This window comes from Micromonospora sp. WMMA1996 (genome assembly GCF_002573675.1).
GTDB classification, from domain to species: domain Bacteria; phylum Actinomycetota; class Actinomycetes; order Mycobacteriales; family Micromonosporaceae; genus Micromonospora; species Micromonospora sediminicola.
The window spans coordinates 2199192-2219017 of sequence record NZ_PDHU01000001.1 but is presented as its reverse complement, the minus strand read 5'-3'; the positions used below and the strand labels follow the sequence as shown (position 1 = coordinate 2219017).

Sequence of the window (19826 nt, the reverse complement as noted above, 5' to 3'; positions counted from 1 at the left end):
CACCCCGCACGACCGGACGGAGACACCATGACCACGGCCACCGCCGACAGCCACGACGTCATCCGCGTCCACGGCGCACGCGAGAACAACCTGCGCGACGTCGACGTCGACCTGCCCAAACGCCGCCTCACCGTCTTCACCGGCGTCTCCGGCTCCGGCAAGAGCTCCCTGGTCTTCGGCACCATCGCCGCCGAGTCCCAACGACTCATCAACGAGACCTACAGCGCCTTCGTCCAGGGCTTCATGCCCACCCTGTCCCGACCCGAGGTCGACATCCTCGAAGGCCTCACCACCGCCATCATCGTCGACCAGGAACGCATGGGCGCCGACCCCCGCTCCACCGTCGGCACCGCCACCGACGCCAACGCCATGCTGCGCATCCTCTTCAGCCGCCTCGGCCAACCCCACATCGGCCCACCCAACGCCTACTCCTTCAACGTCCCCTCCGTCCGCGCCGCCGGCGCCATCACCGTCGACCGCGGCCCCGGCAAGACCCAGACCAAGAAGGGCACCTTCCACCGCCTCGGCGGCATGTGCCCCCGCTGCGAGGGCCGCGGCGCCGTCACCGACTTCGACCTCACCGTCCTCTACGACGCCGACCGCACCCTCAACGAGGGCGCCATCACCATCCCCGGCTACAGCATGGACGGCTGGTACGGCCGCATCTTCCGCGCCAGCGGCATGTTCGACCCCGACAAACCCATCCGCGACTACACCGAACGCGAACTGCACGACCTGCTCCACAAGGAGCCCACCAAGGTCAAGGTCGAAGGCATCAACGTCACCTACACCGGCCTCATCCCCGCCATCAGCAAGTCGATGCTCGCCAAGGACGTCGACGCCATGCAGCCGCACATCCGCGCCTTCGTCGAACGCGCCGTCACCTTCACCACCTGCCCCGAGTGCGACGGCACCCGACTGAGCCCCGAAGCCCGCTCCTCGAAGATCAACGGCATCACCATCGCCGACGCCTGCGCCATGCAGATCAGCGACCTCGCCACCTGGGTACGCGACCTGCACGAACCCTCCGTCGGCCCGCTGCTCGCCGCACTGGGGGACACCCTCGACTCCTTCGTCGAGATCGGCCTCGGCTACCTCAGCCTCGACCGCCCCTCCGGCACCCTCTCCGGCGGCGAGGCCCAACGCACCAAGATGATCCGCCACCTCGGCTCGTCCCTGACCGACGTCACCTACGTCTTCGACGAACCCACCATCGGACTGCACCCGCACGACATCGCCCGGATGAACAACCTCCTGCTGCGCCTGCGCGACAAGGGCAACACCGTCCTCGTCGTCGAACACAAACCGGAGACCATCGCCATCGCCGACCACGTCGTCGACCTCGGCCCCGGCGCCGGCACCGACGGCGGCACCATCTGCTACCAGGGCACCGTCGCCGGCCTGCGCGCCAGCGACACCGTCACCGGCCGCCACCTCGACGACCGCGCCACCCTCAAGGACACCGTCCGCACACCCACCGGCACCCTGCCCATCCGCGGCGCCCGCACCCACAACCTGCGCGACGTCGACGTCGACATCCCGCTCGGCGTCCTGGTCGTCGTCACCGGCGTCGCCGGCTCCGGCAAGAGCTCCCTCATCCACGGCTCCCTCGGCAAGCGCGACGACGTGGTCAGCGTCGACCAGACCGCCATCCGCGGCTCCCGCCGCAGCAACCCGGCCACCTACACCGGCCTGCTCGACCCCATCCGCAAGGCCTTCGCCAAGGCCAACGGCGTCAAACCCGCCCTGTTCAGCGCCAACTCCGAAGGCGCCTGCCCCACCTGCAACGGCGCCGGCGTCATCTACACCGACCTCGGCATGATGGCCGGCGTCGCCAGCACCTGCGAGGACTGCGACGGCAAGCGGTTCCAGGCCGCCGTGCTCGACTACCACCTCGGCGGCCGCGACATCAGCGAGGTCCTCGCCATGCCGGTCAACGAGGCCGAGAAGTTCTTCGGCGCCGGCGACGCCCGCACCCCGGCCGCCCACGCCATCCTCGACCGGCTCGCCGACGTCGGACTCGGCTACCTCACCCTCGGCCAGCCGCTCACCACCCTGTCCGGGGGAGAGCGGCAGCGGCTCAAGCTCGCCACCCGGATGGGGGACAAGGGCGGCGTCTACGTCCTCGACGAACCGACCACCGGCCTGCACCTGGCCGACGTGGCCCAACTCCTCGGCCTGCTCGACCGGCTGGTCGAATCCGGCAAGTCGGTCATCGTCATCGAACACCACCAGGCGGTCATGGCGCACGCCGACTGGATCATCGACCTCGGTCCGGGCGCCGGCCACGACGGCGGCCGGATCGTCTTCGAGGGCACGCCGGCCGAGCTGGCGGCCGCCCGGTCGACGCTCACCGGCGAACACCTCGCCGACTACGTCGGGGCCTGACCCGGCGTACGCGGGGCGGCGGCGTCCGGCACCGACACCGCCGCCCCGCACCCCGTACCGCTCGATTCGATAATCTACATTATGTCAAGTAAAGCGGATCGGGGCCTCCCCGCGCCCGTTCACACCACCGGATCGGCGAGGACCTCCGCCACCACCCGCAACGGCTCCTCCGGAGCCTCGCTGCCGTGCGCGACCGAGATCAGCGCCTTCCACAGCGCCCACCCGCGGGCCCGACGCCAGCTGTCGGCGTCCAGACCGACCGCGTCCCGGAACACCGCGCGTTCGGCGCCGACGCACCACGTCCACGCCGGCACCAGATCGCACGCCGGATCACCCCCCCGCACGTGCCGAAATCGATCACCGCGGCGAGCCGCCCGTCCACGACCAACAGGTTGCCCGCCGAGACGTCACCGTGGAACCACACCGGCACTCCCGGCCAGGCCGAGGTCAGTGCACGCGCCCACACCTCGCGGCAGGCGTCGCCGTCCACCCGGTCACCGAGGCGCTCCAGGGCCTGCTCGACGTCGTCGCCGTACACGCTCGGGTGGCACCCGCGGAACGCGGAGTGCCGTCCCGCGGCCGGCCCGCCGGCCGTCGGGACCTGACGCAACGCGGCCAGCAGGGCGCCGAGCTCGCGCGCGACGGTCGTGCGGTCGACGTCGCGGGCGGCGGCCAGGGTGTCGCCGGGCAGCCAGCGGCGGACCGACCACGGGTACGGGTAGCCGGCGCCGGGCGCGCCGGTGGCGACGGGTTCGGGTGCGGGCAGCGGCAGATGGCGGGCCAGGATCGGCAGGCAGTGGTCCTCCTTGGCGATTGCCGACGCGTAGCCCTCGGCGCTGGGCAGGCGGACCAGCAGGTCGTCGCCGATACGGAAGGTCCGGTTGTCCCACCCCTGTCGCGTGACCGCGGTGACCGGCAGGTGCGCCCACTGCGGGAACTGCGCGGCGACGAGAGTCCGGACGAGCGCGGCGTCGATCTCCACCATGCGGTCCAGTCTCCGGAGGTCCACAACGCGTTTTTCCGTCCACTCTCCCCCGGGAACGCCCCACTGGCGAGAACGCGAGAATCGTGCATAATATCCTTTATGCACGACAAAGTGGACGAAATGGTCGAGGTGTTGATCGAGGAGTTCCTGACCGCGCGGGCCACCCGTAAGCCCTCCCCCCACACCCTGGCCGCCTACCGCCGGGACCTGACCACGGTGGCCGCCCTGGTGGCGGCCGACGACGGCGGCACTCCCCTCCCCCTGAACCGGCTGCCGGTGACCGCCCTGTCCCCCGCGTGATGCGGGCGGCGTTCGCGCGTTTCGCCGCTCCCCGCGCCGCCGCGTCCGTCCACCGTGCCTGGTCCACCTGGAACAGCTTCTTCACCTTCCTCGTCGCCGAGGGTGTCGTGCCCGGGAATCCGATGCCGGCGGTGGGGCGGCCCCGCACGCCGCTCCCCCGGCCGAAGCCGCTGCGGGGCGAGGACACGCCGGAGGAACTGCTGGCGGCGGTGGCGCGCGCGGAGGGCCGGCAGCGCGATCCGTGGCCGGAGCGGGACCTCGCGGTGCTGGCGCTGGCGCTGTGCGCGGGGTTGCGCCTGTCGGAGCTGTTGGCGTTGCGGGTGTCGTCGGTGGCGGGCCGCGCCGGTGAGCGTCGGGTGGACGTGGCGGGCAAGGGTGGGCGGCCCCGCACGGTGCCGATCGAGGCGGGGGTGGACCGGGTGCTGGCCGGCTACCTGGACAGTCGTCGCTTCCGGTTCGGCGCGCGCAGCGTGCGTCCGGACGGGCCGTTGCTGGTGGACCGGCGGGGTGAGCCGTTGCGCCGGGGCGGCCTGCAGTATCTGGTGGAGTCGTGTTACCGGCGGGCGGGCATCGGGGACCGGGTGCCGCGGGGGGCGCGGTTGCACGCGTTGCGGCACACGTTCGCCACGCGGTTGGCCGAGGACGGGGCGAGCGCGGCGGAGATCATGCGGCTGCTGGGGCACGCGTCGTTGGCGTCGTCGCAGACGTACATCGAGGTGACGGCGGGTCAGCAGCGGGCGGCGGTGGCGGCGAACCGCACGAACCGGGCTTTGTCCGGGCTGACGACACGGAGCTGACCGGGCGTCGGGCGTCGGGCGTCGGGCGTCGGGCGTCGGGCGTCGGGCGTCGGGCGTCGGGCGTCGGGCGTCGGGCGTCGGGCGTCGGGCGTCGGGCGTCGGGGCAGTGTCCCCCTTCTTGGCGATATACCGCTGGGTCATATTTATGACTAAGCGGTATATCGCGTTGTGGGGTGCCCTTTCACCGAGCGCTCGCGCGACGCGGTGTCACGTCGATGGTCCGGTGGATCGGACGCTGGCAGGATCGGGTCGGTGCGGGTGGGTGCGGCGCGAGCGGTGGCGGTCGACTGGGTGCGGCAGCGGATGCGCGTGGATCCGTCGGTGCGGGGCGCGGTGTTCAGCGGGTCGACGCCGGGGATGCCGGAGGACGCGGAGCTGCCGGCGTCGTCGGACGTGGACGTGGTGCTGGTGCGTGACTCCCCCGCGACGAAGCTGGGCAAGCTCACCCACCGGGGGGTGCTGCTGGACGTCGGCGCGGTCACCTGGGACGAGTTGGGTGGCCCGGAGGACGTGTTGGGGTCGTGGGTGTTCGCGCCGATGTTCCGTACCGATGGAGTGATCGCGGATCCGTCGGGCCGTCTGGCCGTGCTGAGCGAGCGGGTGGCGGCGGGCTTCGCGGATCCGGTGTGGGTCCGGCGGCGGTGTGCCGGGGTGCGGCGGCGGGTCGAGGTCGGGTTGCGGGTCCCGGACGCGGAGGCGCCGCCGGCGGAGCAGGTGTTGGCGTGGGTGTTCCCGACGTCGCTGGTGGCGGTGTGGCCGGCAGTGGCGGCGTTGGTGGATCCGACGGTGCGGCGGCGGTACGTGCGGGCGGCGGAGGTGTTGGAGCGGTTCGGTTTCGCCGGGAGGTATCCGGAGTTGCTGGCGACGCTGGACAGCGGTGGGGTGGGCGCGGGGCGGGTGCGGGAGCACCTGGCCGGGTTGGCGGTGGTGTTCGACGAGGTGGCGGGCCTGCCGCGGGAGGGGTTCGCGTTCGGGGCGGATCTGGGTGCCGCGGGGCGGCCGGTGGTGTTCGACGGGGCGGCGGAGCTGGTGGCGGCGGGGCGGCACCGGGAGGCGATGTTCTGGGTGCTGGTGACGTACGCGCGGTGTCATGCGGTGTTGGCGTCGGTGGCGCCGCGGCGGGAGCGGGCGCTGCGGCCGGCGTTCGCGGCGATGCTGGCGGATCTCGGGGTGGCGTCGGCGGCGGATCGGCGGCGGCGGGCGGATGCGCTGCTGGCGGCGTTGCCGGGGTGGCAGGCGGTGGTGGATGCGGTCGCGGCGCGTGCTGTGGCAGGGTGAAGGGGACGCGACTGGCGGCACGGGGATGGGTTGACCATCGGGGAGCTCGTCGCGGGGGTCGACCGCCTGGGCCTCCGCGGGCGAGGTGTCGTATGTCTTCTGCGCGGTTGTTGCCGGGTGCCCCGGTGGCGGAGCGGGTGTTGGCGGAGGTCGCCGCGTCGGTGGCGGAGCTGCGTGCGGCGGGGGTGACGCCGGCGTTGGCGACGGTGCTGGTGGGTGACGACGACGCGAGCGCGGGTTACATCCGGATCAAGTCTCGGCAGGCGGCGGAGTTGGGTTTCGCGTCGCCGCACGTGCATCTGCCGGCGTCGGCGTCGCAGGCGGATCTGCACGCGGTGCTGGCGGACTTCAACGCGGACAAGGGTGTGCACGGGGTGTTGGTGCAGCATCCGATCCCGGGGCACCTGGACTACGACCGGGCGTTGGCGGAGCTGGACCCGGACAAGGACGTGGACGGTATGCATCCGGTGAACATGGGCCGGTTGGCGTTGGGGTTGCCGGGTCCGTTGCCGTGTACGCCGGCGGGGATCGAGGCGTTGCTGGCGTTCCACGGGGTGCCGGTGGCGGGCCGGGAGGTCGTGATCCTCGGTCGGGGTGCGACGTTGGGTCGGCCGTTGGCGATGTTGCTGGCGCAGAAGCGGCCGACGGCGAACGCGGCGGTGACGGTGGTGCACACCGGGGTGGCGGACTGGCCGCGGTACACGCGGCGGGCGGAGATCCTGGTGGCGGCGGCGGGGGTGCCGGGGATCGTGCGTCCGGAGCATGTGCGTCCGGGTGCGGTGGTGGTCGGTGGTGGGGTGCGCTACGAGGGGCGGCGGTTGCTGCCGGACGTGGACGAGTCGTGCACCGAGGTGGCGGGGGCGATCACGCCGCGCGTCGGTGGGGTGGGTCCGACGACGGTGGCGATGTTGTTCCGCAACGCGGTGCGGGCGGCGGCGCGGCAGACCGGCTAGGTCACCCGAGGTCGACGACGAGGGGCCGGTGGTCGGAGATGGTGGCCAGGGGGGTGTCGACGGCGGTGACGGGTGGGAGCCGGTCGAGGTGCTGTCGGTCGGCGAGGATGTGGTCGAGTTGGACGCGGGGCTGCCCGGCCGGGTAGGTGGGGCGGCGGGCCAGGGGTCGCCAGCGGGACAGGGCGGCGGCGGGTCCGGCGGGCAGGTTGAGGTCGCCGAGCAGGATCCGGGGTGCGGGCAGTGCGCGCAGGGCGCGCACGACGCGGCGCAGTTGCCACACGTTCCAGCCGGGGACGAAGGACAGGTGGGTGGCGGCGACGGTGAGTGGGCCGTGGGGGGTGTCGAGGACGGCGGCGAGCACGACGCGGGGTTCGTCGCGGAGCAGGACGAGTCCGCCGCCGGGGCCGGGTACGTAGATGGGTGAGCGTACGGGTGCCGCGCGCAGTCGGGTGACCTGCCAGGAGCGGACGGGGTGGCGGCTGATCAGGCCGATGCCGTAGAGGGGTTCGCCGTGGCCGTCGTCGTCGTGGGTGAGGGGGCGGAACTGTTCGCCGGGGGTGCCGACGACGGCGGCGGCGAAGCGGTGGTGCTCGGCGTGCAGGGCGCGGGCGGCGAGGGCGGTGAGGTCGAGTTTGCCGCTGCGGCTCTGGTCGCGGTCGACCTCCTGCAGGGCGAGGACGTCGGCGTCGAGGGCGGTGACGGCGGCGGTGAGCCGGTCCGGGTCGACGAGCCCGTCGGTGAGGGAACGGCCGTGCAGCAGGTTGAAGGTGGCCAGGCGCACCTGCACACCCTACGTCGCCGTGGCAGGCTTGCCGGGTGCTGAAGCTGCTGTGCTGTTCGATGCTGGTGTTCGTGGCGGTGGCGTCGGTGGGGATGTGGTTGCGGCGGCGTCGGGGCCGGTGAGGCTGGCCACAGGGGGTCTCGTCGCCGGTGGCGGGGTGGGAAGAATGCGGCCGTGGATGCCGTGTCGCTGACGACGTTGTTGGGCGCTGCCGCGCTGGCCGGGTGGGTGGACGCGGTGGTGGGCGGCGGTGGGCTGTTGTTGTTGCCGGCGTTGTTGGTGGCGGCGCCGGGGCTGCCGGTGGCCACGGCGTTGGGGACGAACAAGCTGGCGGCGATCTTCGGGACGTCGACGGCGGCGGTGACGTACGCGCGGCGGACGAAGCTGGACTGGGCGGTGGCGGGTCCGGCGGCGGGGTTGGCGGTGGTGACGGCGGGGTTGGGTGCGGCGTTGGCGGGGTTGGTGCCGGCGGGGGCGTACCGGCCGGTGGTGCTGGTGGTGTTGGTGTCGGTGGCGGTGTTCGTGCTGACCCGGCCGCGGTTGGGGGTGGTGGCGTCGCCTGCGCGGCGGACCCGTGGGCGGGTGGTGGCGGCGGTGGCGGTGGCCGGGGTGGGCATCGCGTTGTACGACGGGTTGATCGGTCCGGGTACGGGCACGTTCCTGGTGTTGGCGTTCACCGCGCTGGTGGGTGCGGATTTCCTGCACGGGTCGGCGATGGCGAAGGTGGTCAACGCGGGGACGAACCTGGGGGCGCTGGTGGTGTTCGGGGTGACCGGGCACGTGTGGTGGCTGTTGGGTGCGGCGATGGCGGTGTGCAACGTGGCGGGGGCGATGGTGGGTGCGCGGATGGCGTTGCGGCGCGGCGCCGGGTTCGTGCGGGTGGTGCTGCTGGTGGTGGTGCTGGCGTTGGTGGCGCGGCTGGGTTACGACCAGTGGACGGCGGTGCGGTGATGGCGGTGCGGGCGGAGCACGACCGGGCGGTGTTGGCCGGGTTGTTGGGTCGGGATCCGGTGTTGCACGCGTACCAGTTGGGTGATCTGGACGATTTCTTCTGGCCGTACACGTCGTGGTTCCGTCGTGGTGACGAGGTGGTGTTGCTGTACCACGGGGTGGAGTTGCCGACGTTGTTGGCGTTCGCAGCGCCGGAGCGGGTGGCGGCGCTGTCGGCGTTGCTGGTGGAGGCGGCGCCGGTGCTGCCGGCGCGGTTGTGGGCGCACCTGTCCCCCGGCCTGGAGGCGACGGTGTCGCGGTGGTACGCGGTGTCGGACGCGGCGGCGCACGTGCGGATGGCGTGGACGGATCCTCCGCGTGCGGCGGCGGTGCCGGCGGTGGGTGAGCCGTTGGGTCGGGCTGATCTGGCGGAGTTGCGGGAGTTGTACGCGGTGGCGTATCCGGGGAACTGGTTCGATCCGCGGATGCTGGACACCGGCCAGTACGTGGGGGTGCGGGATCGGGGCCGGTTGGTGGCGGTGGCCGGGGTGCACGTGTGGTCGCCGCGGTGGCGGGTGGCGGCGTTGGGGAACGTGACGACGCATCCGGACGTGCGGGGGCGTGGTCTGGGTGCGGGTGTGGTGGCGGCGTTGTGCGCGCGGTTGCGGGCGTCGGTGGATCACGTGACGCTCAACGTGCGGGCGGACAACGCCGCGGCGGTGCGGTTGTACGAGCGGTTGGGGTTCACCGCGGTCGCCGGGTTCACCGAGTGCGCGTTGACCCGGTTGACCGGGCCGGCTGCCGGGTCAGCGGGCGCGGCTGGGTGAGTCGAACCGGCCGGCGCGGATCTCGCGCAGCGCGCGGCGGCGGGTGTCGCCGCGCAGCGTGTCGACGTAGAGGCGGCCGCGCAGGTGGTCGGTCTCGTGTTGCAGGGCGCGGGCGAGGAAGCCGGTGCCGGTGACGGTGAGCGGTTCGCCGTGCTGGTCGACGCCGTGGGCGGTGGCGTGCAGCGCCCGGGGGGTCGGGAAGTAGAGCCCGGGGATGGACAGGCAGCCCTCGTCGTCGTCCTGGAGTTCCTCGGACAACTCCAGGGTGGGGTTGACCATGTGGCCGCGGTGGCCGTCGGCCTGGTAGACGAACACCTGGGCGTTCACGCCGATCTGCGGGGCGGCGACGCCGGCGCGCCCGGGTGCGCCGAGCAGGGTGTCCATCAGGTCCTGCACGAGGGTGCGCAGCTCGGCGTCGAAGCTGGTGATCGGCTCGCTGGGGGTGCGCAGCACGGGGTCGCCGATGATCCGGATCGGGCGCATAGTCATGCCCGGAAGGCTATCCGTTACTTACCGGCCCGGGGTGCCCACCCGTCGGCGCGGCGGGCGGGTCGTAGGGTGCGCGCTGTCGGATCCGTCGTGGGAGGGGTGTGGCATGTATCCACCGGTCGAGCCGTACGCGCGGGGGATGCTGGACGTCGGTGACGGGCAGCGGATCCACTGGGAGACCAGCGGCAATCCCGACGGCCGTGCGGCGCTGGTGGTGCACGGTGGCCCCGGGTCGGGCGCGGGCGCGTCGTGGCGGCGGCTGTTCGACCCGGCCGCCTACCGGATCGTGTTGTTCGACCAGCGCGGCTGCGGGCGCAGCACCCCGCCGGTGTCCGATCCGGCCACCGACCTGTCGGTGAACACGACCGGGCATCTGCTGGCCGACATGGAGGCGCTGCGCGCGCATCTGGGGGTGGACCGGTGGTTGGTGTGCGGCGCCTCGTGGGGGTCGACGCTGTCGTTGGCGTACGCCCAGCGGCACCCGGATCGGGTGAGCGCGCTGGTGTTGTTCAGCGTGGTGGCCACGACCGCGCGGGAGGTCGAGTGGGTGACCCGGGACATGGGTCGGGTGTTCCCGCAGCAGTGGGCGCGGTTCCGCGACGGGGTGCCGGAGGCCGACCGTGACGGTGATCTCGCGGCCGCGTACGCCCGGTTGGTGAACGACCCCGACCCGGCGGTGCGGGAGCGGGCGGCCCGCGACTGGTGCGACTGGGAGGACGTGCACGTCTCCCTGGCCGGCGGGTTCGCGCCGGACCCCCGGTTCGCCGACCCGGTGTTCCGGTTCGGGTTCACCCGGCTGGTCACCCACTACTTCGCCAACCGGGGGTTCCTGCCCGACGGGCAGCTGTTCCGCGACGCGGGCCGCCTGGCCGGGATTCCGGGGGTGATGGTGCAGGGCCGGTTGGACGTCAGTGGTCCGCCGGACGTCGCGTGGCGCCTGGCGCGGGACTGGCCGGACGCGCGGTTGGAGATCGTCGAGGCCGGTGGGCACGGCAGCGGGCACGGTGTGGGTGAGCGGGTGGTCGCCGCCCTGGACGCGTTCGCCGCCGCCTGAGCGTCGCGGGCGGTCCCGCGCGGGACCGCCGGGCGGCTCCGGGCTGTCGGTGCTCAGCCGGCGGCGAGCAGGGCGCGCACCGGGGCGGCCTTGGCGGCGGCCTCGGCGACCTCGGCGGCGGGGTCGCTGCCCCAGGTGATGCCGCCGCCGGCCCACAGGTGCAGCCGGTGGGCGTCGGCGGCGGCGGTGCGGATGGTCAGTCCCAGGTCGAGCCGGCCGGGGCCGATCCAGCCGAGCGCGCCCATGCCGGCGCCGCGTCCGACCGGTTCCAGCGCGGCCAGGTGCGCCAGGGCGGCGTGTTTGGGCGCGCCGGTGACCGACCCGCCGGGGCTGACCGCGCGCAGCAGGTCGGCCAGGCCGAGGCCGTCGGCGGGTGCCGCGGACACGGTCGACTCGGCCTGCCACAGGTCGCACCAGCGGCGTACGGCGAACAGTTCGTCGACGCGCACGGAGCCGGTGCGGGCCACCCGGGCGAGGTCGTTGCGTTCCAGGTCGACGATCATCACGTGTTCGGCGCGTTCCTTGGCCGAGGCGAGCAGTTCGCGGCGGCCGGCGGGGGTGGCCGGGCGGGTGCCCTTGATCGGTCGGGTGACCAGGCGGCCGTGTTCCAGCGCGACGAGTGTCTCCGGGGAGGCGCAGCCGACCGCCCAGCCCGCGCCGGTGAGGGTGCCGCCGTAGCGGGCGCCGGGCAGCGCGGCGAGGCGGGCCAGCGCCGGGCGGGGGTCCCCGGCGTACGGGGCGGCGGCGTGGCCGACGAGGTTGACCTGGTAGACGTCGCCGCGTCCGATGGCGGCGCGGACGGCGTCGACGGCAGCGGCGTGCTCGGCGGCGCTCCAGCTGTCCTGCCAGTCCCCCAGCCACCATCGGTCGGGCGTCGGGCGACGGGTGGGTGGCCGGTCGGTGTGGTGGTAGACGACCACGGCCAGGTCCGGCAGCGCCGGGGCGGGGCTCGGCGCGCCGGGTGGGGCGCCGATCGTGTGGGCGCCGGCGGCGGCGGACAGGAACAGCGCCGCGCCGCACACCCCGTCCGGCGTGTGCCGGGCGGGTCGGGCAAGGTCGTCAGTCGGTACGCCGTGCGCGGCGAGGAAGCGTTGCGCCAGGTCGGCGGGGTCGCCGCCGTCGGCGACGCGCCATTGCAGCCGGGCGGTCTCGACCAGCCGACCACGGCAGGCGGGGGGTGCGCCGGGGGTATCGACCGGCACCTGTGGGAGCGCTTCCACAACGTCCGGGTGGTTCCGGCTCATCCGTTCAGCCGATTCTGGGTGAACAAGACGCATCCTTGCTCGATGCCGCTCAGTTTTCCTTGGTACTGTGCGTCACTGGTCATGTGAACCATGACACAGTGCCCCCACAGTCCGGAGAACCCGATGTGTCAGCACCAGCCCACCTGCCCCTCCGCCGACGCGACCGACCGCGAAGCCGCCCGCGTCCTCGCCTGCTTCCCTGAGCAGGGCTGGAGCCTGCTCTGCAACGGCGTCATCGTCTTCGAGGACACCGGTGAGCTGCTCCCCGACGGGCGGACCATCGCCCCGCACCGGGGACCGGCCCGCCACGCCCTCGTCGCCTGAGCGATCACGCAGCGTCAGTGAGCGTACGCGCCGACGGAGATCGTCGGCGCGCCGGCCGGGGCGGCCGTGTCCCCACCGCCCCGGCGCGATGCGCTCAGTCCTCCTCGAACGCCTCCGGCGCCGGACACGAGCAGACCAGGTTCCGGTCGCCGTACGCGCCGTCGATGCGCCGCACCGGCGGCCAGTACTTCCCCACCCGGTCCGTGTCGCCCGGGTAGGCGCCCACCGACCGCGGGTACGGGTGCGACCACTCGTCAGCGGACACCATCGCCGCCGTGTGCGGCGCGTGGGACAGCGGGTTGTCCCCCGCCGGCCACTCTCCCGAGCCGACCTTGTCGATCTCCGCCCGGATGGCGATCATCGCCTCGCAGAACCGGTCCAGCTCGGCCAGGTCCTCGCTCTCGGTCGGCTCCACCATCAGCGTCCCCGCCACCGGGAACGACATCGTCGGCGCGTGGAAGCCGTAGTCGATCAGCCGCTTGGCCACGTCGTCGACGCTCACCCCGGTCGCCTTGGTCAGCGGCCGCAGGTCCAGGATGCACTCGTGGGCCACCAGGCCCTTGTTGCCGGCGTAGAGCACCGGGAAGTGCGCCCGCAGCCGCGCCGCCACGTAGTTCGCGGCCAGCACCGCCACGCCGGTGGCCCGGGCCAGCCCGTCCGCGCCCATCATCCGCAGGTACGCCCACGGGATCGGCAGGATCCCCGCCGACCCGTACCGGGCCGCCGAGATCGCCGGCCGCCCGTCGGCGGGCGCGCCGACCGGGTCGCCGGGCAGGAACGGCGCCAGGTGCGCCCGCACCGCCACCGGCCCGACTCCGGGGCCGCCGCCGCCGTGCGGGATGCAGAACGTCTTGTGCAGGTTCAGGTGCGACACGTCCGCCCCGAACTTGCCCGGCTTGGCGAACCCGACCAGCGCGTTGAGGTTCGCCCCGTCGACGTACACCTGACCGCCGGCGTCGTGGACCTTCGCGCACAGCTGCGCGATGCCGGTCTCGTACACCCCGTGCGTCGACGGGTACGTCACCATGATCGCGGCGAGCGCGTCCCGGTGCTTGTCGATCTTCGCGTCGAGGTCGACCAGGTCGACGTTGCCGTCGGCGTCGCAGCCGACCACGACCACCCGCATGCCGGCCATCACCGCCGACGCGGCGTTGGTGCCGTGAGCCGACGACGGGATCAGGCACACGTCGCGGTGCCCCTGGCCGCGCTCGCGGTGGTAGGCGCGGATGGCCAGCAGCCCGGCCAGCTCACCCTGCGAGCCGGCGTTGGGCTGCACGCTGACCGCGTCGTAGCCGGTGACCTCCGCCAGCCAGCCCTCCAGCTGGGCGATCATCTCCCGGTAGCCGACGGTCTGCGCGTCCGGCGCGAACGGGTGCACGTGCGCGAACTCCGGCCAGGTGATCGGCTCCATCTCGGTGGTGGCGTTGAGCTTCATCGTGCACGAGCCCAGCGGGATCATGCCCCGGTCCAGGGCGTAGTCGAAGTCGGCCAGCCGGCGCAGGTAGCGCAGCATCGCCGTCTCCGAGTGGTGGGTGCGGAACACCGGGTGGGTGAGGAAGTCCGACGTGCGGGTCAGCCCGCCCGGCAGGCCCGCGTCGACGTCCCCGTCGAACCCGTCCACGCCGAACGCCGCCCACACCGCGGCGAGGTGCGCGGCGGTGGTGGTCTCGTCGCAGGAGACACCGACCCGGTCGGCGTCGACCAGCCGCAGGTTCACGTTGCGCTCGGCGGCGGCGGCCACCACCTGCGCGGCGCGGCCCGGCACGGTCGCGGTGACCGTGTCGAAGAACGGCACGTCGGCCACGTCCACACCGCCGGCGCGCAGGCCGGCGGCGAGCCGGGCCGCCGCCTCGTGGGTGCGCCGGGCGATCGCGCGCAGCCCGTCCGGGCCGTGGTAGACCGCGTACATGCCGGCCATCACGGCGAGGAGCACCTGCGCGGTGCAGATGTTGCTGGTCGCCTTCTCCCGGCGGATGTGCTGCTCGCGGGTCTGCAACGCCAGCCGGTACGCCGGGTTGCCGTCGGCGTCGCGGGACACCCCGACCAGCCGGCCCGGCAGCATCCGCTCCAGGCCGGCGCGCACCGCCAGGTAGCCGGCGTGCGGGCCACCGAAGGCCATGGGTACGCCGAAACGCTGGGTGGTGCCGGCGGCGATGTCCGCGCCGATCTCCCCCGGCGGGCGCAGCAACGTCAACGCCAGCAGGTCCGCCGCGACGGTCACCAGGGCGCCCACGCCGTGCGCCGCCTCGACCAGCGCCCGGTGGTCGCGGACCGCGCCGGACGCGCCCGGGTACTGCAGGTGCAGGCCGAAGAACTCCGCCGGCAGGTCGTCGCGCTCCACGTCGAGCACGCGCACCTCGATGCCGAGCGGCTCGGCGCGGCTGGTGATCACCGCGACGGTCTGCGGCAGCGCGTCGGCGTCCACCACGTACACCGGGCTCCTGCTCTTCGACGCGCGGCGGGCCAGCGTCATCGCCTCGGCCGCGGCGGTGCCCTCGTCGAGCATCGAGGCGTTCGCAACTGGTAGCGCAGTCAGACCGGACACCATGCTTTGGAAGTTCAGCAGCGCCTCCAGCCGGCCCTGGCTGATCTCCGGCTGGTACGGGGTGTACGCGGTGTACCAGGCCGGGTTCTCCAGCACGTTGCGGCGGATCACCGCCGGGGTGTGGGTGCCGTGGTAGCCCAGGCCGATCATCGACACGGCGACGGTGTTGCGGGCGGCCAGGGCGCGCAGCTCGGCCAGGGCCTCCCGCTCCGAGGCGGGCGCGGGCAGGTCGAGGGTGCCGTGCCAGCGGATCACCTCGGGGATCGCGGCGTCCATCAGCTCGTCGACGGAGCTGTAGCCGACGGCCTCCAGCATCCGGCGCTCGTCGTCCGGGCCGGGGCCGATGTGCCGGTCGGCGAACTGCTCTGCGGTCATGGGCGGCGCTCCTTGTGGGGGCGAGGTCGACGGGTCGGCCTCCCCCTGAGTCGCGCTGACGCGCTCCACAGCGCCTGCCCACGTGGTCCTTTTGCCTGAGAGGTTCCGGGGAGAATCTGCCCCTTCGGCGCCGTCGGCGAGACGGTCTCTCCCACGTGGGTGGTACCGGCACCTCCCACGCTACCAGCGGGCGTGTTTCCGGCTCATGTCCCGGGGGTGATCACCGCGCCGCCGGCACCGGTTCGGTGAGCGCGGCGGTCAGCGCGGTGAGGGTGGCGCCCAGCGGGGCGTCCAGGCGCAGCGTGGCGTACCCGTCGCCGCGGGTGGCGCCCTGGTTGACGATGCCCACCGGGATGCCGTGCTTCGCCGCGCGCAACACGAACCGCCGCCCCGACATCACCGTCAGGGACGACCCCAGCACCAGCAGCGCCCGGGCCCGCTCGACCAGCGCGAAGCAGTCCGCCACCCGGGGCGCCGGCACCGTCTCGCCGAAGAACACCACGTCCGGTTTGAGCATGCCGGTGCCGCACACCCCGCAGTCGACGGCGCGGAACCCGGTCACCGCCTCGTCGGGCAGGTCCACGTCGCCGTCGGGGTTGACGTGCGCCGCGACCGCGTCGAAGCCCGGGTTGGCCTCGGACAGGCGCCGGTGCAGCTCGTCGCGGCCGGTGGCGTTGCCGCAGTCCAGGCAGGTCACCTCGTCGAGGCGCCCGTGCAGCTCGATCACCCCGGTGGCGCCGGCGGCGGTGTGCAGCCCGTCGACGTTCTGGGTGATGATCCCGTCGAGGAGCCCGGCGCGTTGCAGGCGGGCCACCGCCCGGTGCCCGTCGTTGGGCGCGGCCCGGGCGATGGTGTGCCACCCCAGGTGGCTGCGCGCCCAGTAGCGCCGCCGGGCCACCGGGTCGCGGGTGAACGCCTGGTAGGTCATCGGGGTGTGCCGGCGGGCCGCGCCGCTGGGCCCCCGGTAGTCGGGAATACCCGACTCGGTGGACAGGCCGGCGCCGCTGAGCACCACCACACCCCCGGCGGCCACCAGCCGCGTCAACGCCTCGAACTCGTCACTCACCCGTCCATGCTCCCTCGCCCACCCCCACACCTCCCACCCACGCTGCCCGCATCACTGCGTCGATCATGAGGTTGGTGCCGCCGACCTCATGATCGGCGGGGCCGGTCACCCGGCGGGGCGCGGTGTGGCGGGCTAGGTTGAGGGCATGCGCGTCGTCATCGCCGGAGGCCACGGGAAGATCGCCAAGCTGCTGGAGCGGGAACTCGCCGGGCGCGGGGACACCGCCGTCGGGTTGATCCGCAACCCCGAGCACGAGGCCGCGCTGCGCGCCGCCGGCGCCGAACCCGTCGTGTGCGACCTGGAACACACCGACGTCGACGCCCTCGCCGCCCACCTCGCCGGCGCCGACGCGGTGGTGTTCGCCGCCGGGGCCGGGCCGGGCAGCGGCGCCGACCGCAAGGACACCGTCGACCGGGGCGCCGCCGTGCTGCTCGCCGACGCCGCCGTCCGCGCCGGGGTCCGCCGCTACCTGCTGGTCTCCTCGATGGGCGTGGACGACCCGCCCGCTGCCGGCACCGACGAGGTGTGGGCGGCGTACCTGCGGGCGAAGAAGGCCGCCGAGGACGAGGTCACCGGCCGGGACCTGGACGTGACCGTGCTGCGCCCCGGCCGGCTCACCGACGACGAACCGGCCGGCCGGATCACCCTGGCCCGGCACGTCGACCCCGGCGCGGTCAGCCGCGCCGACGTGGCCCGGGTGCTGCTGGCCCTGCTGAACGCCCCGGGCACCGCCGGCCACACCGTCGAACTCGTCGGCGGGGACACCCCCATCGCCGAGGCCGTCGGCGCCCTCGCCGGCTAGCTCCCGTCCCCGTCGAGGTAGGCGGCCAGAGCGGCGGCGCCGGTGAGCAGGGCCCGCCCGCGCGCCCCCAACCGGGCCCGCCAGTCGCCCAGCACCGCGTCCAGGTCCGCCACACCCCCGGCGGCGCGGACCTCGACGAGCAGCGGGACGATCCGGGCCAGCGGGTAACCGCCGCGCCGCAACTGACCCACCAGCAACGCGTCCCGCACGTCCGCCGGCCGGTACACCCGGTAACCGGTGCGCGGGTCCCGGCCCGGGCACAGCAGACCCGCGCGTTCCCACTGCCGCAGCGTGGCCGCCCGGACCCCCAGCCGGCGGGCCAGCGCACCGACGAACACCGCGCCGCGCCCCGACGCCACGTCCTCGCCGGTCCCGGCCGGCAGGTCCGCCAGCGCCGCCGCCACCGCGTCGAGGGTCCGGCGGTCGTCCAGCAACCGGGCGTGACCGGTGTCGACCAGCCGCAGCGCCTCGTCCACCGCACCCCGGTGCACCGCCCTCATGATCGCCGTCGCCGCCCCATGGCCGTGCCCGGCGACCAGAGCCAGGAACGCCCGCAACGCCGCCGCGTGCCGGGGCGTGTAGGTGCGGTAGCCGTGCCCGGTGCGCGCCGCCTGCGGCAACACCCCGGCCGCCTCGTAGTTACGCACCGCCTGAGTGGACACGCCGTACGCGCGCGCCAGGTCCACCGGCCGCAGCCGGTCGCGTGCCCGCGGGTGCCGCCCCACCACCCCGCCCGGATCGTCGAAGGGTCCACCGTCGACCCCGACGATACGGGCGACCGCCCGACCCGGCCCACCGGCGGGGTGGGCCGGGCCGGACGCTCGGGTGAGCCGGGCCGGCGGCTGAGGACCTACCGCTGGTGACGCGGCAACGCCGGCTGCGCCGCGACACCACCCACCGGCGGCGCCTCACGGGCGATCCGCTCCATCGTGCGCGCCAACTGCTCGCTGCCCTCGTCCAGATGCCGGGCCGCCGCCTGCATGTGCGACATCATCATCTCGCCGAAGATCCGCAACGCCTCCCGCGCGGCCACCGAGTCGTCGAAACTCCCGCCGGCGCTGCTGCGGTACTCCGCCACCACCCGCTCGGCCTCCTGCTTCGCCTCCTCCGCCGCCGCCCGCATGTAACTCTCGTACTGCGTCCGGGCGTACTCGGCGACCCGGCGGGCGTAGTCGTGGGCCTGCGCGATGATCTGCTCGGCCTCCCGCTGCGCCGCCGACAGCAGGTTGACCTCCTTCGCCGCCGGCATCGCCGGCTTGTCGGCGCTCGGGATCACCCCGTGCCGGTGCAGCTCCAGATGGTCGTTGAGCCGCTCGTTCTCCGCCCGCAGGTTCGCCACCTGCGCGGCCAGCAGATCCAACTCGTCGGCCACCTGCATCCGGAACCGGTCCACGTCGGCCTGCTCGTAGCCGCGGCGGGTGAACGCCGCCGACCCGAACTCCCACCGCCGCACCCGGTCGGGGGTCAGCCGCACCTGCACCGGCCCGGACACCTGCTGCGCGTCGTACCGGCTGATCGGAGTCGCACTCATTGGATACCTCCGTCAGGGGTCGTCACGGTCCGCCACGTCGGCCCGTACCAGTGCTTGCCGAAACCCTCGTGGTGGACCTGACCCGGCTGGTAGCCGGCACCGGTCAACGCCGCCACCGAATGGCTCACCAGCTCGTCGGAGCCACACACGTACACGTGCCGCGACCGCCAGTCCCCGTCGGCCAGCACCCGGTCGGCGAGCCGCACCGGCTCCCCCGGCCGCGCCGGATCCGACCCGGCCACGTACGACACCCGCAGCCACGGATGCGTCGCCGCCAACTTGTCGATCGCCTCGCTGTCGTAGAACTCGGTCCGCGAACGCGCCCCCACGTACAGGTCCACCCGCCGCCCCGAACCCTCCGCCGCGACCTGCTCCACCAACGCCTTCACCGGCGCCCAGCCGGTGCCACCGGCCAGCAGCAACAGATCCGACGACCCGGCCGGCCACAACGTCAACCGGTCCCCCACCGGCGACGCCAGGTGGATCTGGTCACCGGCCGCGCACCCGTACACCAGCCGCGACGACACCGCGCCACCCGGCGCGGCACGCACGTGCAACTCCACCGTGCCGTCCGGGCGCGGCGCGTTCGCCGGCGAGTAGTACCGCCACGACCGCACCGCCGGATGGGACACGCCGATCGACTGCCCCGGGGTGAACGGCAGCAGGTACTGCGGTCGCACCGTCAGCACCGCCACGTCGAACGTGCGCCGCTCGTGGGTCAGCACCTCCGCCACCCACCACGGCGGGGAGTGCGCCTCCGCCGCCTGCGCGGCCTCCGTCATCACCTGCGCCACCAGCCCGTACGCGGCCGCCCAGTCCGCGGCCAGCTCGTCGGTCCACGCCTCCGCGCAGAAGTGCCGCAACGTCTCCAGCAGCGCCGCACCGACCGCCGGGTAGTGCTCGGCGCGCACCGCGTACTTGCGGTGGTCCGCGCCGAGCTGCTGCAGGAACCCGACCAGCCGGTCCACCTGGTCCACGTGGGACACGACGTGCCCCAACGCCGACACCAGACGGTCACGCTGCCCGGCCATGTTCGTGCCGAACATCTGCCGGGTCTCCGGATGCGCCAGGAACAGCGTCGAATAGAAGTAGAGCGGCACCTGGTCGCCGTGCGCGGCGACCAGGGCCCAGCTCTGCTTGAGCCGTGCCGCGTCCAC

The 19826-nt window shown here is 73.8% G+C and carries 17 protein-coding genes, 1 pseudogene and 1 riboswitch; of the genes and pseudogenes, 9 read left to right on the top strand and 9 right to left on the bottom strand.

What is annotated here, in order from left to right; all coding sequences use genetic code 11:
* Positions 1-27 precede the first annotated feature (27 nt).
* Complete coding sequence (locus tag COO58_RS10680; protein ID WP_098744814.1) at positions 28-2388, top strand: excinuclease ABC subunit UvrA; 2361 nt, start codon at positions 28-30, stop codon at positions 2386-2388.
* A gap of 199 nt (positions 2389-2587) precedes the next feature.
* Here COO58_RS10680 and COO58_RS10675 read toward each other — a convergent pair whose 3' ends face one another.
* The gene (locus COO58_RS10675; RefSeq protein WP_218012345.1) at positions 2588-3373 is read right to left on the bottom strand and encodes an aminoglycoside phosphotransferase family protein; all 786 of its coding nucleotides are present in this window, start codon (positions 3371-3373) and stop codon (positions 2588-2590) included.
* Positions 3374-3472: 99 nt separating this feature from the next.
* Between COO58_RS10675 and COO58_RS10670 the strand changes: the two are divergent.
* The 3 genes and pseudogenes from COO58_RS10670 to COO58_RS10660 all read left to right on the top strand — a co-directional run bounded on the left by COO58_RS10670 (position 3473) and on the right by COO58_RS10660 (position 6701).
* A pseudogene (locus COO58_RS10670) lies at positions 3473-4470 on the top strand (tyrosine-type recombinase/integrase).
* A 252-nt stretch (positions 4471-4722) separates the two neighbouring features.
* Positions 4723-5748, top strand: a complete 1026-nt coding sequence (locus COO58_RS10665; RefSeq protein WP_098744812.1) for a hypothetical protein — start codon at positions 4723-4725, stop codon at positions 5746-5748.
* A gap of 92 nt (positions 5749-5840) precedes the next feature.
* On the top strand, positions 5841-6701 hold the full coding sequence (locus tag COO58_RS10660; RefSeq protein WP_098744811.1) for a bifunctional 5,10-methylenetetrahydrofolate dehydrogenase/5,10-methenyltetrahydrofolate cyclohydrolase: 861 nt from the start codon (positions 5841-5843) through the stop codon (positions 6699-6701).
* 1 nt (position 6702) lies between these two features.
* On the opposite strand, the gene COO58_RS10655 is transcribed toward COO58_RS10660, so the two are convergent.
* On the bottom strand, positions 6703-7482 hold the full coding sequence (locus COO58_RS10655; protein ID WP_091577620.1) for an endonuclease/exonuclease/phosphatase family protein: 780 nt from the start codon (positions 7480-7482) through the stop codon (positions 6703-6705).
* Positions 7483-7656: 174 nt separating this feature from the next.
* On the opposite strand from COO58_RS10655, the gene COO58_RS10650 reads away from it, so the two are divergent.
* Complete coding sequence (locus tag COO58_RS10650; RefSeq protein WP_176558786.1) at positions 7657-8433, top strand: TSUP family transporter; 777 nt, start codon at positions 7657-7659, stop codon at positions 8431-8433.
* The gene (locus COO58_RS10645) at positions 8433-9239 is read left to right on the top strand and encodes a GNAT family N-acetyltransferase (protein WP_255292580.1); all 807 of its coding nucleotides are present in this window, start codon (positions 8433-8435) and stop codon (positions 9237-9239) included. Before COO58_RS10650 ends, COO58_RS10645 begins: the two co-directional genes overlap by 1 nt.
* Here COO58_RS10645 and def read toward each other — a convergent pair.
* Positions 9219-9728, bottom strand: a complete 510-nt coding sequence (gene def, locus COO58_RS10640) for a peptide deformylase (protein ID WP_091574413.1) — start codon at positions 9726-9728, stop codon at positions 9219-9221. The two genes, COO58_RS10645 and def, sit on opposite strands and share 21 nt — an antisense overlap.
* A gap of 106 nt (positions 9729-9834) precedes the next feature.
* On the opposite strand from def, the gene pip reads away from it, so the two are divergent.
* Positions 9835-10782: a prolyl aminopeptidase gene (gene pip / locus COO58_RS10635; RefSeq protein WP_091574412.1), complete on the top strand. Its 948-nt coding sequence runs from the start codon at positions 9835-9837 to the stop codon at positions 10780-10782.
* A gap of 53 nt (positions 10783-10835) precedes the next feature.
* Here the strand turns inward: pip and COO58_RS10630 are convergent, their stop codons facing one another.
* A complete protein-coding gene (locus COO58_RS10630; protein WP_098744808.1) occupies positions 10836-12026 on the bottom strand; it encodes a chorismate-binding protein in 1191 nt (396 codons plus the stop codon).
* A gap of 123 nt (positions 12027-12149) precedes the next feature.
* Between COO58_RS10630 and COO58_RS10625 the strand changes: the two genes are divergently transcribed.
* The gene (locus COO58_RS10625) at positions 12150-12350 is read left to right on the top strand and encodes a DUF5999 family protein (protein WP_013286363.1); all 201 of its coding nucleotides are present in this window, start codon (positions 12150-12152) and stop codon (positions 12348-12350) included.
* Positions 12351-12444: 94 nt separating this feature from the next.
* Here the strand turns inward: COO58_RS10625 and gcvP are convergent, their stop codons facing one another.
* Both gcvP and COO58_RS10615 read right to left on the bottom strand, forming a co-directional pair.
* Entirely contained in the window at positions 12445-15270 is a 2826-nt protein-coding gene (gcvP, locus tag COO58_RS10620; RefSeq protein ID WP_098744806.1) for an aminomethyl-transferring glycine dehydrogenase, read from the bottom strand.
* 73 nt (positions 15271-15343) lie between these two features.
* A riboswitch (glycine riboswitch) is annotated at positions 15344-15434 on the bottom strand.
* Positions 15435-15490: 56 nt separating this feature from the next.
* Positions 15491-16336 (bottom strand): NAD-dependent protein deacetylase, encoded by an 846-nt coding sequence (locus COO58_RS10615; protein WP_098744805.1) that lies wholly within the window; start codon positions 16334-16336, stop codon positions 15491-15493.
* 145 nt (positions 16337-16481) lie between these two features.
* Between COO58_RS10615 and COO58_RS10610 the strand changes: the two genes are divergently transcribed.
* Entirely contained in the window at positions 16482-17138 is a 657-nt protein-coding gene (locus COO58_RS10610; protein WP_098744803.1) for an SDR family oxidoreductase, read from the top strand.
* Here COO58_RS10610 and COO58_RS10605 read toward each other — a convergent pair.
* From COO58_RS10605 to COO58_RS10595, 3 genes are all read right to left on the bottom strand, one after another.
* Complete coding sequence (locus COO58_RS10605; RefSeq protein WP_218012379.1) at positions 17135-17833, bottom strand: MerR family transcriptional regulator; 699 nt, start codon at positions 17831-17833, stop codon at positions 17135-17137. The two genes, COO58_RS10610 and COO58_RS10605, sit on opposite strands and share 4 nt — an antisense overlap.
* 155 nt (positions 17834-17988) lie before the next feature.
* Entirely contained in the window at positions 17989-18669 is a 681-nt protein-coding gene (locus COO58_RS10600; protein ID WP_091574407.1) for a DivIVA domain-containing protein, read from the bottom strand.
* Entirely contained in the window at positions 18666-19826 is a 1161-nt protein-coding gene (locus COO58_RS10595) for a globin domain-containing protein (RefSeq protein WP_091574406.1), read from the bottom strand. The genes COO58_RS10600 and COO58_RS10595 overlap by 4 nt, the downstream gene beginning before the upstream one ends.

Bases quoted from the DNA above. Each gene is read 5' to 3' on its own strand.
- COO58_RS10680 (WP_098744814.1), top strand. From the start codon at position 28: ATGACCACGGCCACCGCCGACAGCCACGACGTCATCCGCGTCCACGGC.
- COO58_RS10675 (WP_218012345.1), bottom strand. From the start codon at position 3,373: ATGGTGGAGATCGACGCCGCGCTCGTCCGGACTCTCGTCGCCGCGCAG.
- COO58_RS10660 (WP_098744811.1), top strand. From the start codon at position 5,841: ATGTCTTCTGCGCGGTTGTTGCCGGGTGCCCCGGTGGCGGAGCGGGTG.
- COO58_RS10645 (WP_255292580.1), top strand. From the start codon at position 8,433: ATGGCGGTGCGGGCGGAGCACGACCGGGCGGTGTTGGCCGGGTTGTTG.
- def (WP_091574413.1), bottom strand. From the start codon at position 9,728: ATGACTATGCGCCCGATCCGGATCATCGGCGACCCCGTGCTGCGCACC.
- pip (WP_091574412.1), top strand. From the start codon at position 9,835: ATGTATCCACCGGTCGAGCCGTACGCGCGGGGGATGCTGGACGTCGGT.
- COO58_RS10630 (WP_098744808.1), bottom strand. From the start codon at position 12,026: ATGAGCCGGAACCACCCGGACGTTGTGGAAGCGCTCCCACAGGTGCCG.
- COO58_RS10625 (WP_013286363.1), top strand. From the start codon at position 12,150: ATGTGTCAGCACCAGCCCACCTGCCCCTCCGCCGACGCGACCGACCGC.
- gcvP (WP_098744806.1), bottom strand. From the start codon at position 15,270: ATGACCGCAGAGCAGTTCGCCGACCGGCACATCGGCCCCGGCCCGGAC.
- COO58_RS10610 (WP_098744803.1), top strand. From the start codon at position 16,482: ATGCGCGTCGTCATCGCCGGAGGCCACGGGAAGATCGCCAAGCTGCTG.
- COO58_RS10600 (WP_091574407.1), bottom strand. From the start codon at position 18,669: ATGAGTGCGACTCCGATCAGCCGGTACGACGCGCAGCAGGTGTCCGGG.